The sequence below is a fragment of the Chryseobacterium shigense genome (assembly GCF_014207845.1).
Classification (GTDB): Bacteria; Bacteroidota; Bacteroidia; order Flavobacteriales; family Weeksellaceae; genus Chryseobacterium; species Chryseobacterium shigense_A.
This window is the reverse complement of sequence record NZ_JACHLC010000011.1, coordinates 1-14,839: the sequence shown is the minus strand read 5'-3', so window position 1 is coordinate 14,839 and position 14,839 is coordinate 1. Positions and strand designations below refer to the sequence as shown.

The following is a 14,839-nucleotide window of genomic DNA, read 5'->3' as shown; positions in this document are numbered from 1 at the left end:
TTTGTTACGCTATTTATATATGACAGATGTTTTTATATGTCGTTTTTATTTTTATCTTTGTTTTTCAAAAATTAAATTCATGGAATTAATTGATTCTAATTCTTCAGATAAACTCGTTTATCAACATAATGTAATAACATCCGGAAGATATGATTATTCTGCCTGTATGCTTGATATCCTTTTTATGGTGCTTTCCTGCCTTGAAAAAGATAAATTGGAGTATACCATTCATACACATGATATTGAGGAAATAACGGGGCGCAAATGGAACTATAAACAGCTAAGAGATGCGACAGCAGAAATAGGTAGCAGATTATTTGAAATTGAAACTCCTGAAAGATACCGCCAGCTTTGGTTATTTGAATATGTCGATTACATGAAGGGAACAGGTTCTTTTAATATAAAAATCAATGAAAGTGCTAAACCTTACTTTTTTGACCTGAAAAATAATTTTACAGCCTTACAGTTAAAATCTGTATTAAACTGCTCTTCAAAATATGCTAAAAGATTATATGCTATTGCTCGGCAATGGCGGAGCGTTGGAACAAAGCGTTTTGAGATTCAAGAACTAAAACAAATGCTTGGATTAATTGACAAAAAGGGAAATGAACAATTTGAAAGAATAAGTGATTTTAAAATCAAAGTTCTTGATATCGCCCGAAAACAAATTTCTGAGAATACAGATATTGAATTGGATTATGAACTCAAAAAAAGAGGTCGGGAGTTTTACTGGATTACCCTGCATATAAATTCTCAAAAATTCAAACAGCTCGAAATTGATTTTGAAAAACCTTTAAATATTCAAAAATTTGTATCAAAATTAACCACATACGGATTGAGCCAAGAACAGGCGGAGCTGATTGCCGGAAAAGAAAAAGAAAAGGATTTTGATATCTTAATTACAGAACTGAACGAAAAGATCAGACAGAGAAAACTAAAGATTGAAAATTCTGTCGGGTATTTGGTTGGTGTGTATCAGAAAAAGGGAATTTTGCCAGTAAAAAATTAACTATATATTTGCATATAAATATATATACATATAAACATATATGCCTTATTTTATTCTTACTACACACCAAAAAGGAGGTGTTGGCAAATCAACGCTTACCTATAACCTTGCTGTAAACCTCAAAGACAAAGCAAAGGTTTGTATTGTTGATATGGATGTTCAGGGGTCTTTATCTGATTTTAAAAATTTCTCTCCTGTTCCGGTTCTTCCTCCAGACAAATTACCGGAACTGAAAAATTCTGATTTTGATTTTGTATTTATTGACACCCCCCCCTATCTATCCAATAAACTGCCTGAGCTGTGCAACCTTGCGAATGTAATTATTATACCTACAAAAGCAGGGGTTTTTGATGTTCTTGCAATTAGATCGACTATTGAGATCGTAAAACAATCTAAAGGAGAGAAAAAGGCACTTATTGTCTTCAATATGGTTAAGCCCAATACTACACTTACAGATGAGATCAAAACACAGTTAAGCGAATACAATATTGAAGTTGCTCAAACAATGGTTTCCGATTTGGTTGCTTTCTCTCGTTCAGCTCTGCATAATGGGGTAGAAGATAATAAAAAAGCTCTATCACAAATAGAAGCGTTAACAAATGAGATTTTAACAGTATTAGCATAAGCATATAAACATATACATATATGCGTATATAAACATATAAATATATGAAAAGTAAAGATAATTCAACAAGCAATTTATTAGGCAAAGTCCTTTCTCAAAAGGTAGTAACACCAATACAGGAAAATAAGAACGGTATAATAAAACCAATCGAAAAAACTTTTTTACTTTCGCTTCCTGAAACAAAACTGCAACAATTAAAGCAAATGGCTTTGGATCAAAAAACAACGGTGAGAAATTTGATTAACTCTGCTATTGACGAAAAATATTTTAAATAAGAGGGTGAAAGGTGGGAAAAATCCCACCTTAACCCGAAAAAATTAATCTTCAGATTCAAACCCTCCCTCAAACAAATTAAAAATTTTAAGATACCCTTTAAATTTTTTCTTTCTGAACAGTCCTATTCCGAATAGAACTAAAATCCCTACAATGAGGATCGCTAAGATAATTTCTAACATACTATTTTGGTTTAAAATTTTATCAATCATTTCTTTATTATAAATATTTAGTTTTTTCTCAAAAATCATTTTTGGAAGAAACTTTTTTTAAAAAATTTCATTGTTCAGGGTTTTAACCCCTGAAAACGGCTGACGTCAAATATAACATCACATTAAAGCCTTTACCTTTTTGCTTAATTTATTCAGGACAAATAGAAAAAATCTCCAGTTCTCCTGAAAGGACACATTTTTACAATTCTCTATAAACACCATGAATAAAGGATTTGCAAGTATATTACATGGGTTCTAATAAAGTTGTGACGCATTCGGAGCATGGTTGTGAGATAAAGATAAATTTTGCAGGTATCGTCTGTTCCGCAAGGTATCACCGCCTTTCAGAAACTTCTGTTACATTAAAAAAGTCACCATTTTTTTGACCCATTTTTGTGTATTTTTTTCGCCTGAGAAATTTTGAACTAAGGAGCAACGAACGACAAGCGTTTTGAAAAAACGAGAAGTCTGAGGAAGTGACGGCTGAAAAATTTCACTGGAGGGATATTTAATTTATCTTTCTTAAATTCGCACCAATAACATTTACGGTAAAAATTAAAGCATTTGCTTTCTTGTCTTAGAAAACTGGCACTTTCAAAGAACACAAGAATATGCAATGCTCACGCTCCGGCGTGGGCTTGTTTATTTGTGTTCGGGTATGCCAGTACCTCTAAGGCAGTAGACATAGCTCCACGCTTTTTTTGTGCCTACAAATTAACCCAGTATGAATAATTTTAAAATACGACACGTTCTGTCGCTGTTCCGGTATAGCTTTACAGGCAAATGTATAACTCAAAAAAACCGTGTTTTTACCTATTTCGGGAATAGATATTTTTATTTATAATTACCCCCATTATTGAAAAATAGTTCTCATCAAAAAAAACAATATGAAAAAAAATTTATTATTCTTGGCGATCCTTGTATACAGCCAGTTTTTTGCACAGCTTACCCCAACCGAAAACTACATTCAATCTATTACTTGTTTAAATGAAGATTGCACCAAAAAATCTGAGGCAGTAACTTACTATGATGGTTTAGGTAGACCTAAACAGATTGTAAATGTTAAAGCAACCACCACCGGAAAAGACTTAGTAACTCCAATCATTTATGATGGATTCGGGAGAATAACAAAAGAAATTTTACCCACTCCTATAAGCACTCTAAATTCTGCCATACACTCAGGTATAACAAATGAAAGTACAGCAAATTCCTATTATGGTGTTTCAAACGCTTATGCAGAAAAAGAAATTGAAAATTCACCTTTAGACCGAGTTTTGCAAATTGCACAGGCTGGTGATTCATGGAAAATGAGTTCAGGTCATACTGAAAAAATTACGTATGATGCAAACAACGCAGGAGAAGTTTTAAAATTTACAACTAATACGACATGGGTAAATGAAGCAACTTCATCCGTAATAAGCATTGCAACAGACCCCAACTCTGAAAACGGACACTATAAAGCATCTCAATTATATAAAACAACCGTAACCGATGAAGACGGAAACCCTGTAATTAAGTTCATAAATGGACAGGGACAAATACTTCTCATTCGTAATACGGATGGTACACAAAATATTGATACTTATTATGTTTACAATGAATATAATCATAAAGCGTTTGTAATTCCCCCTAAAGCCGTAAAACTTATTAAAAACAATGGAAATGTTGTTACACAGGCTATTTTGGACGATTTATGTTATCAATATAGGTATGATGGTTGGAATAGAGAAGTCGAAAAAAAATTGCCGGGCAAAGGATGGCAATATACAGTATATGATAAACAGGACAGACCAGTATTAGCACAGGATGCAGTTTTAAGGACTGTAAATAACAACTTTACAAAAAGGGGATGGATCTTTACTAAATATGATGGATTTCACCGAGTTGTTTATACAGGGTTCTTTGCCAATACTGCCACAAGATCACAGATGCAGACAGCCCTCAATAATATGACGGCTAATGCAGGTAACAACGAAACACGCGCAACTGATCCGTTTAATTTAAATGGTATCAATGTTTTCTATACAAAGAATGCTTTTCCAACCGGAAGCATGACCATTCTTACTTTAAATTATTATGATACTTACCCAACAGAAGCTCCTGCAATTCCTCAGACTATTTTAGGACAGAATACTCTTCCTCAGACATTAGATGCAAATAATCATGCTTCAACAAAAAGTCTTCAGGTAGCCAGTTATGTAAAAAATATTCATGATGATAATTGGACTAAAACATATACTTACTATAATAAAAGAGGAAAACCTGTAGCCTTAAAAACTGTGAATCATTTAGGGGGGTATACCAATAAAGAATTCAAACTGGATTTTACAGGATTAGTTCAGGAAAGCTACATCTACCATAAAAAGACAGCCAATGATACTGAAGTAAAAGTAAAGGAAAGATTTGTTTATGACAATCAAAACAGAGTTTTAAAACAATATCATCAGGTTGATAATTTGCAGGAGGAATTACTGGCTGAAAATACCTATAATGATCTTGGGCAACAGATTAATAAAAAGACTGGAAACACAACAGGAACTCCTCTGCAATCAATTGATTATACTTACAATATAAGAGGTTGGCTAACTTCAATAAATAACCCTAATAACCCAGCCAGTTTTAATAATAAGTTATTCGGTTTTGAATTAAAATATGACAATCCTGTTTCATCATCTTTTGCACTAGCAAAATATAATGGTAGTATTTCAGAGTTTGACTGGAAAACAGCTAACGGAAGCGTTTTAAAAAGATACGGTTATAAATATGACAAGTTAGACAGGCTTACAGATGCTTCCTATCTTGAACCCTTTGCAACAGTTCCTGTAACCAATGGCTACGGAGAATTTTTGACTTATGATGAGAATGGGAATATCCAAACTCTTAAACGATACCAGTCTTACAACAATACTGCAATGTTGATTGATGATTTGGTTTACAGCTCTTACAAAGGAAATCAACTTCTTAATGTCACTGATAACAGTAGTAATAATTTAGGTTATCCAAACGGAGGTAATACCATTGCTTATGACCTTAACGGAAATATGATAAACCACGTTGATAAGGGAATAACAAACATTTCTTACAACTATCTGAACCTGCCAAAAGATGTTATTTTCTCTCAGAATAACAATAATATCAAATTCTTTTATAGAGCAGACGGTGTAAAGCTCAAGAAAGCGTACACTTATTATGCTTCAAAAAGTGGTTTAATGCTTAATGAAGACACAGATTATCTTGACGGTTTTCAGTATTTTGGACAAGGGAATTTTAACAGTTTACAATTTTTCCCAACAAGTGAAGGATATTACGACTATCAAAAGAAAAGATATGTTTACAATTATTCTGATATTTGGGGAAATGTAAGATTAGCCTATTACAACTCAAACAACTCAGCTACCATTGACAGGGAAACGAATTATTATCCTTTTGGGCTGGAATATCAGGGTTATAACGGAACTTTTACGCAGTTACAAAGCTACACTTACGGTTTTCAAGGTCAGGAAAGGCAAAAGGAAACAGGATGGGGTTCTTTCAAATGGAGAAATAATATTCCGGAGCTGGGCAGGTTCTTTAATATAGATCCGTTAGCAGAAAAGTATTCTTACAATTCGCCTTTCGCATTTCAGGAAAATAAAATTGGTCGTGGTAGAGAATTAGAAGGGCTTGAATTGGTGCCATTTGAGTTTTTAGTAATGTCTAATTCTTCTGTAAGACCTACTATTGCAGAGACGATGATTCGAGAGGCTCCTATTCCAATTGAAGAAGTTGTCATCACAGGCAGAGCAATGCCACCTTCTCCACCAGGATTTTGGGAAAAAATTGGAAATTTTTTCGATTCTCTATTTGATGGTAGTAGTGAGTCTACTGCTCCCAGAACGATGGATAAAACCGCAGAAAATATAAAACCTGAAAGTGTTACAGAAAGTGCTACTAATGAAACAGGAAAAATTTATAGAGTTCCCGGAGAACAAACAGAAAGTGGTAAACCGTATGTAGGTAGAACTAAGCGTAGTAGTCCGGCAGAAAGAGGAAGAGGTGCAAAGGATGGCAGAGACAGAGGTGGAGAAACAGAAGTAATAGATAAATATGATCCTAAAAATCCAGGAGAAGGTGCTTATAAAGAGCAAAAAGCAATAGATAAAGAAGGAGGTGTTGAAAATCTCGACAATAAAAGGAATGAAGTTACCCCTGAACGAATGAAAGATTTAGAAAATAAATATGGACCAAAACATCAATAATATATCAGAATTTTGGAATTGGTTTGAATTCCATAATTTGGAATTATCTTCAGATAAAATTACTAATGGCTTAATCGATGAGCTTAATGATAAAATATTATCTCTGGCTGATTTAAATTGGGAAATTCGAGAAGGTATAGAAAAACCGAATATGCTAATAATTTCTGCGGGTGGAGACAATGAATTATTACCGGTATCTAAAGAAATTATAAAAACAGCACCAAAACTTAAAGATTGGGAATATTGTTATTATAAACCACCGAAAAAATGGGACTATTCCTTATCACTTAAAAATCATATTGGTTTTGATAGAGAAATCAATGTTGATAATTGGGAATATGTTTTATTAAGGCTGGATGATGGCTCGTTCGGAATTGTCATTAAAGCAGATAATATAGATACTTTTAAAGATGATGAAAAGTATACAATTGCAGATATAGTATTAGAAAATATTTTAGGAGATGATTTAAGTTATAGTTTAATTAAAAATGTTGAAATTATAAATGATTTTGACACTAATCAAATCAAAAATAAGAATAATATAAAATATCTTATGCTTCATCTGTTAAGAGAAATTTAGAATATATTTAAAGGACTAATGCCATATTATATTAGAATATTAGGTACTTCAGACTACAAGATTCATCTTGATGAAATTATTAGTGTATTAAAAGATAACGGCTTAACCGCTAAATTTAATCTTGAAAAAAATGAAAATCCAAATAATTGGACTGTTATTGACGTATCGAATTTGAATGATGAGTATCTAATGCAAATTGAGCGTAACACAACTAATGAAGGGGTTGGCAAAGAAGAGATTGAAGAATTTAAAGAAGATATTTTAGAATATAAGCCAGTTTCCGCTTCTAAATGGCTATACAAATATTTAGATAAAGTAAAAGTTATTTATGCCTTTCAACTTCTTAATGCATCAATGAAAGAAGAAAATTTTTCTATTATTGAAACTATCAAATCTGTTATTTGGAGTAAAGTTGATGGGATTTTTCAGGCAGATAATGAAGGATTTTCAAATGAGGATGGTTATCATATTCTTTGGCAATTTTCAGACAACGTTACAGGAGAATGGAATATGGCAGTTAAAAACTTTTTTGGTGGATGGACGAATTTTAAAATGGATTTAGGCGATGAAATACAGAGAAAAGAATTTTTAGCAGGTAAAGTCCCAAAAAATGCGAAAAAACTATGACCAATAATCCATATTTGACTTTTAAAAATGATGAACTGGCGAAATCAAAAATTTTAGCCAAAGGACTAAATATTTCTGAAAGTGATTTTATTAATATACAATTTTGGTTTGATTTATTACTATTGAAACATGAAGAAGCAACGAGTAGCCATGAAGAGCAATTAATAACTGAAAAAGAATTAGAAGCCAAATTTAACGAGCTTGTTTCATCAGAAATCGAAAGGAAAAGTTATAAATATATTCTTCCAAAATTATTGAATTACAATAATGAATTCAATGGTGCTTTTTTAAGATCGCTATATGTAGCAAGGTTAGGAGCTTTGCTTAGAGAGAACTTGATACCTAAACTTGTTAATGATAAGAAATTAGTTTATTCACCAGAGGATTTTTTCAATGTTACCATTTATCTCAAGGATAACTATTTTGTTTCTCCTAACAGCAATTTTTTAGAAGATATACTGAAAATAGAAAATGTTCGTGGTATTTTCAAACAGGCTACTTCCAAAGTTAAGTTTGAAACTTTGAAAAACATACTGCATATTATATATCAGAAAACCTATCATCATGATATTATTTGTTTTAAAAAGATTTTAAAATTAGTATCAGAAACAGATTCCGAATTAATTGGCTATTTGAAAAACTTTCAAGTAGAAAATAAACAAGGTTGCTATAAGATTATTAATGATATTTTGAATTTGGATTTATTTAAAGATAATTGGAATGATTTTGAGATAAAAATTCAGTTAATTAGTTTTTTCGATACAGCCAGAGGTGCTAATCCTACCTCCAGTTGGAATAATAAATTTCAAGAACTATCCGCAATTATTGATAAAAAAATGTTTTTAGAAATTGTACATGCCGTTTTGAAAAATGAAAACTGTAGAATTTATGAATTTGATTATGGGGCGCAATGGGGTGACGATACAGCAAAACGATTTTTAAAATCTGCACACTGGATAAAAGATATTTTGTAATGAATAATAGTGCAAAAATCGAAGAAGATAATATTTATCAATACAATTTATATAAGGCAAAAAATACTTTATGGTATTTTAACGACCTTATTATAACTGAGGTTTCAGGATATAATTCTGTTAAATTTAAAAATAATGAAGATGTTTATGTATGGTTGGAAAATGTAAAAATTGAAGGGAATTATTACTTAGGTAACTTGGCTGAAAACGGTATTTCACAAAAGATAATGATTGATAATGTCATAGACTGGATGATTATTGAAGACGGAAGATTGATTGGCGGTTATACTATAAGGCACTATAGAAATACTCTTGATGATGAAGCAAAACTAAACTTTGATATTGATTTTGGAGTAAAAATTGACGATGGAAATGATTTTTTCAAGCCTGATTCATCAACTCCGGAGGGTGTAATTATTAAAATTGAAAACTTCTACTCTGATGAAAATTTACAAGGGGTAATTTCTTGTAAAGATTTTGAAATGGAAGCAAAAAATTTACTGGAGGAAAGAGGTGCAATCATTACCGAAGAGATTAAAAATAAAATAAAAGAAGCGTTAAAATCATCTTTGGTTGAAACTTTGCAATCAAACGAATTTCCAAATTTCGAAAATATAGAAAGGTGTTTTACTCTTTTAGAAGAAAAACAGGATCAGCGATTAATTGAAGAAAAAGTTATCTATCAAAACGGAAATTTCACATTCAATAAATTATGGGTATGGCGATCTAATGAGGGAGAGTGGAAAGTATTAAATCTTGTTGAATGATGAATAAATATTATTTAGAAAAACAACTAAAGATTTGCATGAAATATTCTCAAATTTCAGATTTGGTTGAATTAGATACACTAATTGCATTGGGTAAAAATTTTAATCCCAATATTCAAATAAATGGATTAAGACACTCTCGAACAAAAACTTTAAATGGTTGGTATATATGGTCAGGAGAAGATTTTAACCCTGATGAAGTTAATTTTTTCCAACCGTTACACGCATATCATTTATTAGACATTGCTTCTTTTGTTATACCATATTTAGGACTTCCGGCAGGAAATCGTTTTTTGATAGATAGCAAAGGTTATGAAGATATTTGGTTCGATGAAAATTTATTAAGTGTATAATGACTGAGTATCATGTTATTTTTGAAGTCCTAAAAATTGAACAGGAATTACAACAAGGCTCTACAATTCAGATAGGCGAAAGATTCGTAGGGCTTTATTATCCGGATAATAAAGAAGTTCATTTTACCGATGATAACGGTCAGCAGTGGATTTTTTATGATGGTGATTCGTGCAGTATTATCGACAAATTTTAGCTTACAATTGCTTTGGCTTCCTCGATGATCCTAAAATAATTTTCCTGCATTTCCTTATCGGTTACAGGGCGTTTGTCATTCTCTCTGCTCTCTGCATGATCTTCTAAAAACTGCGTTTTTAAAAACTCTTTAGGCTGTCCTTCAGCAATGATGCCGTAAAACTCTCCAGTGTTCAGGTTAATCAGATCGCTGACTTTTACCCTGTCACGTTCCTGAATGCTCTCACTCCTGCCGGAGCTTTGGTTGCTCTGGGTGTGAATGAGCTGTCCGCTTGTTCCTGTTCCGGTGTTTTTATTGATGTAGGTTCGGTCTTCTTTTGAAAATAAAGTCTTGACCATTTCTGCGGTTCTGCCGTTGGTTACTCTTCCGAAAAACTGGTTTCCTAAATTGGAAATAATGATCTGAGCTTTATCTTCTCCGTAATTATCTACCAACTGGCTGAAGTCCTGAACCCCGAAAATAGTCGCAATTTTATTGCTTCTGGCTGTTGCCGGTATCTGTTCAATATTCGGAATGTAGATCGTGGGAGCTTCATCGAGCAGAACAACACTTTTTTGCTGTCTCGGTTTATTCATCTGTCGCATTCCTACGCTGATAATAAGCGATATTATAGGGGCGTAAACCTGTGGCAGAGTGCTGTCGTTACCTAAGCATAAAAAAGTCGGTTTTTCGGGGTTATTCAGGTTTAAATCGACATCATTTTTTGATAATATCCAAAACACATCTTTCGTATTGAGCTGTGCGACTGCGGTCTGAATGGTTGAAAGGATTCCGGCTACTTGGTTCTGCGCTTCATTTTCTACCGACTGCCTGAGTGATGCAACCATTCCTCCGGCTTCATAGTTCTGCGAGATCTTCTCCAGTAACGATTTTATATTGGTATGAAGCAGTAAACTGATCGCATGGGGGATCGTGCAGTATTCCGGATGTTCCTCTCTCAGCCACCAGATTACCCCTGCAATTATCATTTTTGTATTGTTGCTCCAAAAATCAGACTTCTTGATGCTTTCCGGAATGAGATTGTTGACAAGTGCCTGAGAATACTCAATAGCAATCACGCTTTTTGTTAAATAATGCGGTGCTATCGGGTTAATCCTGTCGCTTTGGTGCGGATTCTTAAAATCTACGTTTCGGAACGCTACTGCCTTTCCGTAATAGCTTCCCCTTACTTTATCCGTAAGCTCCGGACTTTTAAAATCATACAGTATTCCGGTGTAGCCCTGTTCTGCAACCTGTTTAATGATCGGTTCAAAAATGCTACCGCTTTTTCCTGATCCTGCACCGCCCTGAATATAAATACCCCTGTACGGATTGGCTAACTGGATAATTCCGGATTTTGTATTGAAATTCAGGCTTTCATCATTCTTTTTATCTGAAAATTTCTGCTCTTCAGCTTTTTTCTGCTTCGGTTTCCGGAAGTCTCGCACAAGGTAGAACCCAGAGACGAGGATAGGAACTAAAAACAGGAGCAGGGCAAAATTTCCGAACATAGGTTTTAATTTTTCTGCGGTAAATCCTGCCACAAATACGAATACTCCGGTAAAAATCCCTACATACATTAGTCCTGTGGTAAAGTTCTGAAACTTTCCGAGCTTATAGGCAATATGCCAGAATGAGAGGGCAAATAAGGAAAAACCGAGCGAAATATACAAAGGCGCTCTCATAAACAGTCCGAGCGGAGAATTGAGAGCTTTCTCCGGAACGATGTATTTTGCAATGGGTGCAGTTACAAACATAATATTCATGCTTATAAGTGCTATACATATAATAAAAAGTATCGCTTTAAAAAGCTGTTGCAATCCTAATCCGTTCATATTTCTAATTTTATTAGCATTTCTTACATTATCCCATTTTTATAAACTCAACGCTAAAAACCTTATGAATATTCAATAATTTTTTAATTTGAGGGTTTGTAAGAAATTGAGTTTTCCCTCTTTCATACAAATATAAAAATAGACAGCCTTTTGAACTGTCTAAAAACACAAATTTCTCCCGAATGTATGTTGAGAGAATTTATAATTCTCCTCAACATACATGAGTAGGCGTAGCCGATTTATGCGCAATTAACTAAAATTCTGCTTCCGTACTGGCTTCTCCTTTCTCTACTCCGGAGATTGACCAGGATAAAAATTTTTATCCAAGTCTCACCGCCTTAAATCCCTTTAATAGTCGGAAAAAACATCATTTCCTTTGTTTTGCTTTATATCCGTTACCATAATCCATAAGAGATTTGCTGTCTTCAGGGTTGGTTTTCTTCCATTCTTTCAGCACTTCATTCTGAAACTTATAATTTTCCCATTGCTCCTTAGATACGATAACATTTCCGTCTTGGTTAATTTCCTGAAGGACTTCGCCCCTGATCTCCTGTTTTGTGCGCACACTTTCTTTATAATATTTGATTCCGGAATAACCGCCAAATAGAGCCAAGCCCCAACCTGACAGCATGACAAACAGGGAAATATACAGCACAGGTTTATAATGCTTAAAATAGTCTTTGTAGGTTTCGAGCTTCCGGATATCTTCAGGGGAAATATTAACCCTGATATCCATAACGCTCTCCCTGAGTTCTTTCAGGCTGTGATCGATCAGCTCTCTGCTTTCCTTCAGCTTTTTATCCATTCCGGAAACTCCGGAGTTTAAGTTGTTGGATTCCCTGTGCAGGGCTTCCGTTGTCGTTTTGAGCTGTTCCAGTAGTTCCACTGGGTTAAGCCGTCCGGAACTTGGGTTTTGATTGTTCTGTTCTTCCATAATTGTATAATTTTTACTATTTTTTGGTTTTACATCGACATTCCTCTGTCTTTTCCGATGCTTTTTGCAAGGTCTAAGGCGATTTCCTTAATCTTTAATTTCGGGTCGATATCGCTTAATTTAAAGCCCTGTTTCGTTACTTTTTCCAAAACGGAAGGATTCATATTGATATCGGCTTTCGGGATGATCCTTGCACCGTTTAAGCCTTTCGAGTTCTCGCTGATCTGCATAATATAACCTCGCTTATCCATGCGGTTTACTAAATCGCTCAGGCTTTTACTCTGTCCTTTTTCCTGAAGAAGCACGTTTTTAATTTCCGCTTTCTTCTCTCCGGTGATCTCTTGTGCAGTCTTCCAGTTCCGCTCTTTCGATAATACTTCAGCGTGTCCGGTTGCCCTTTCTCCTATATTATGGCTCGTAACCTGATTTTTACCATGAAAATCGATCCTGTTCGCTATAATATGCAGGTGTTTATCGTCCGTAGATTGATGCAGATGCACTAAATATTGATTATTCTTTTCTATGCCCTCACGCTTTAAATAGTCCTCTGCCAGTTTCGCCCAATCATTAAGGCTTAAATCCTTACTGTATTCCTTTGGGGGAGAGATCACAGCCGTAACATATTTTTTCTCCGTTCGGGTGTTCAGATCGGCAACCTGTTTAAATTCTTCAAACAGCTCTTTCGGCTTCTCTCCGGATAGTCCGTTACGGCACACTTCCACGCTCTGCTCCTTGTCGCTCTGTTGGTACTGGATGGATGCAGAACTTACATTTCTTGTTGATGCAGATATTACCATTTGATCTGTGTTTTAATCCCTTTTATAGTGTCCTCAATTTCCTTGAGCAGATCTGCTCGTTCTTTTTCGGTAAACATTTCTTTCTTCATATAATTGCCGATTCTCCGGAAATTCGTTGCATACTCCGTTAGCATGATGTTTTTTTCATAGTCCGGAAGTTCTTTTTCAAGCAGTATAATTCGGCTGTATTCGGTGAGCTTCAGTTTTTTTTTATCCGCTCTTTCTTTCAGCCTTTTCATTTCCAAAGGAGTAAAACGAAGCGCAAGACGTTCGGTTTTTGGTTCGCTGATTTTCGGGCGACCTCCGAGCTTTCCTCTTTCCCGATATTGGTTTTGTCTATCGGTTTTCTCAAATTCTTCTTTAAATAGAGATTCCCAGTCTTCCGGATTTTGGTCTTCCATAATTCAGCTATTTTTTTTATTTTTACGTATCTCAAATTATTCTTCTGATTTGAATACTTTATCAATCCACGCTCTCCATTTTGGAGAGCTTTTATTTTTTCCCCTTTGTTTTTTCCGACTATATAAAATGTAACTATGTAGGTCTATCCGTTAAAAGTGTACTGTAATCCTTAAGCGTTCGCACTTTCCGTTTATGACGATAGGAATAAACCAAGTTGTCCTTTTGTGGCGGAAATCGGAGCGATAGCGTAGGTTTTTGACGTCAAAAGGTACTACTTGCCCTTACTATATACATAGTTTTTAACGCCAATTTACGCAATTTTCATTTATCATGCAACATAGCCACATTTTTTACAGGTACAGCTCCCCCACATTCCGGAAGATCGCCCAGCTTTACCCTAAACCGGATTACTTAAAAAAGTAATACTTCAGATCAGCGCACCGCCCAGAACCGAAACAAAACACTCCAAACATTCTGCAAAAAACAAGGGGTAAAAACAGAAAAGCTGAAGAGAAAAAATAAAGCCTGTTCCGGAAGCGGTATCGCTCCGATCACTCCGCACGACAGCTCACCGATTGATCACGCATTTAATAGAATTTATCTATCATAAATTATTATGCAAAGCATAAGACCGCCCGCCCAAGCCGACTTATAAAAACTGGTTTTCGTTCTTTTTGTTTTTCTTGCACACCGCACATGACAGAATGACAGGAAAAATTTTCGCTCCAATAGAAAACCTAAAAGTCCTTTTGAACAAACGTATTTTTTAAAATATTTATTACTTTCTTACTTTAGTATTTTAAGGCTTTGTAACCTATTAATTTACAGTGGTTTATAATTTTAAAAACGACCTTTTATAAGCTAAAAACGACCTTTTATAAGCTAAAAACGACCTTTTATAAGCTAAAAACGACCTTTTATAAGCTAAAAACGACCTTTTATAAGTTTGTTACGCTATTTATATATGACAGATGTTTTTATATGTCGTTTTTATTTTTATCTTTGTTTTTCAAAAATTAAATTCATGGAATTAATTGATT

General features: G+C 34.2%; 15 protein-coding genes. 10 read left to right on the top strand and 5 right to left on the bottom strand.

What is annotated here, in order from left to right; genetic code table 11:
• From HNP36_RS19175 to HNP36_RS19165, 3 genes are all read left to right on the top strand, one after another.
• Positions 1-1,009, top strand: a 1,009-nt coding sequence (locus HNP36_RS19175) for a replication initiation protein (RefSeq protein ID WP_228456447.1), incomplete at its 5' end; no start/stop codon positions are given.
• A 40-nt stretch (positions 1,010-1,049) separates the two neighbouring features.
• A complete protein-coding gene (locus tag HNP36_RS19170) occupies positions 1,050-1,634 on the top strand; it encodes a ParA family protein (RefSeq protein ID WP_184167745.1) in 585 nt (194 codons plus the stop codon).
• 44 nt (positions 1,635-1,678) lie between these two features.
• The gene (locus HNP36_RS19165; protein ID WP_184167747.1) at positions 1,679-1,909 is read left to right on the top strand and encodes a hypothetical protein; all 231 of its coding nucleotides are present in this window, start codon (positions 1,679-1,681) and stop codon (positions 1,907-1,909) included.
• A 42-nt stretch (positions 1,910-1,951) separates the two neighbouring features.
• Here HNP36_RS19165 and HNP36_RS19160 read toward each other — a convergent pair whose 3' ends face one another.
• Positions 1,952-2,089, bottom strand: a complete 138-nt coding sequence (locus tag HNP36_RS19160; RefSeq protein ID WP_184429301.1) for a hypothetical protein — start codon at positions 2,087-2,089, stop codon at positions 1,952-1,954.
• A gap of 917 nt (positions 2,090-3,006) precedes the next feature.
• On the opposite strand from HNP36_RS19160, the gene HNP36_RS19155 reads away from it, so the two are divergent.
• Genes HNP36_RS19155 through HNP36_RS19125 form a run of 7 tightly spaced genes read left to right on the top strand, consistent with a single transcriptional unit; the run spans position 3,007 to position 9,852 of the window.
• Entirely contained in the window at positions 3,007-6,357 is a 3,351-nt protein-coding gene (locus tag HNP36_RS19155) for a DUF6443 domain-containing protein (protein WP_184167752.1), read from the top strand.
• Positions 6,338-6,937 (top strand): hypothetical protein, encoded by a 600-nt coding sequence (locus HNP36_RS19150; protein WP_184167755.1) that lies wholly within the window; start codon positions 6,338-6,340, stop codon positions 6,935-6,937. The genes HNP36_RS19155 and HNP36_RS19150 overlap by 20 nt, the downstream gene beginning before the upstream one ends.
• 18 nt (positions 6,938-6,955) lie before the next feature.
• Positions 6,956-7,564, top strand: coding sequence for a hypothetical protein (locus HNP36_RS19145; RefSeq protein ID WP_184167758.1), 609 nt, complete (start codon positions 6,956-6,958; stop codon positions 7,562-7,564).
• The gene (locus HNP36_RS19140) at positions 7,561-8,538 is read left to right on the top strand and encodes a hypothetical protein (RefSeq protein WP_184167761.1); all 978 of its coding nucleotides are present in this window, start codon (positions 7,561-7,563) and stop codon (positions 8,536-8,538) included. The genes HNP36_RS19145 and HNP36_RS19140 overlap by 4 nt, the downstream gene beginning before the upstream one ends.
• Positions 8,538-9,305: a DUF2314 domain-containing protein gene (locus tag HNP36_RS19135; protein ID WP_184167764.1), complete on the top strand. Its 768-nt coding sequence runs from the start codon at positions 8,538-8,540 to the stop codon at positions 9,303-9,305. Before HNP36_RS19140 ends, HNP36_RS19135 begins: the two co-directional genes overlap by 1 nt.
• Positions 9,302-9,658: a hypothetical protein gene (locus HNP36_RS19130; RefSeq protein ID WP_184167768.1), complete on the top strand. Its 357-nt coding sequence runs from the start codon at positions 9,302-9,304 to the stop codon at positions 9,656-9,658. The genes HNP36_RS19135 and HNP36_RS19130 overlap by 4 nt, the downstream gene beginning before the upstream one ends.
• Positions 9,658-9,852: a hypothetical protein gene (locus HNP36_RS19125; protein ID WP_184167771.1), complete on the top strand. Its 195-nt coding sequence runs from the start codon at positions 9,658-9,660 to the stop codon at positions 9,850-9,852. The genes HNP36_RS19130 and HNP36_RS19125 overlap by 1 nt, the downstream gene beginning before the upstream one ends.
• Here HNP36_RS19125 and HNP36_RS19120 read toward each other — a convergent pair.
• The 4 genes from HNP36_RS19120 to HNP36_RS19105 form a co-directional block, all read right to left on the bottom strand.
• Positions 9,849-11,666: a type IV secretory system conjugative DNA transfer family protein gene (locus HNP36_RS19120; protein WP_184167774.1), complete on the bottom strand. Its 1,818-nt coding sequence runs from the start codon at positions 11,664-11,666 to the stop codon at positions 9,849-9,851. The genes HNP36_RS19125 and HNP36_RS19120 overlap by 4 nt on opposite strands.
• Positions 11,667-12,033: 367 nt before the next feature.
• Complete coding sequence (locus HNP36_RS19115; protein ID WP_184167777.1) at positions 12,034-12,600, bottom strand: hypothetical protein; 567 nt, start codon at positions 12,598-12,600, stop codon at positions 12,034-12,036.
• Positions 12,601-12,629: 29 nt separating this feature from the next.
• Positions 12,630-13,397 (bottom strand): relaxase/mobilization nuclease domain-containing protein, encoded by a 768-nt coding sequence (locus tag HNP36_RS19110; protein ID WP_184167780.1) that lies wholly within the window; start codon positions 13,395-13,397, stop codon positions 12,630-12,632.
• Complete coding sequence (locus HNP36_RS19105) at positions 13,391-13,798, bottom strand: plasmid mobilization protein (protein WP_184167783.1); 408 nt, start codon at positions 13,796-13,798, stop codon at positions 13,391-13,393. Before HNP36_RS19105 ends, HNP36_RS19110 begins: the two co-directional genes overlap by 7 nt.
• Between the last annotated feature and the right edge of the window lie 1,041 nt (positions 13,799-14,839).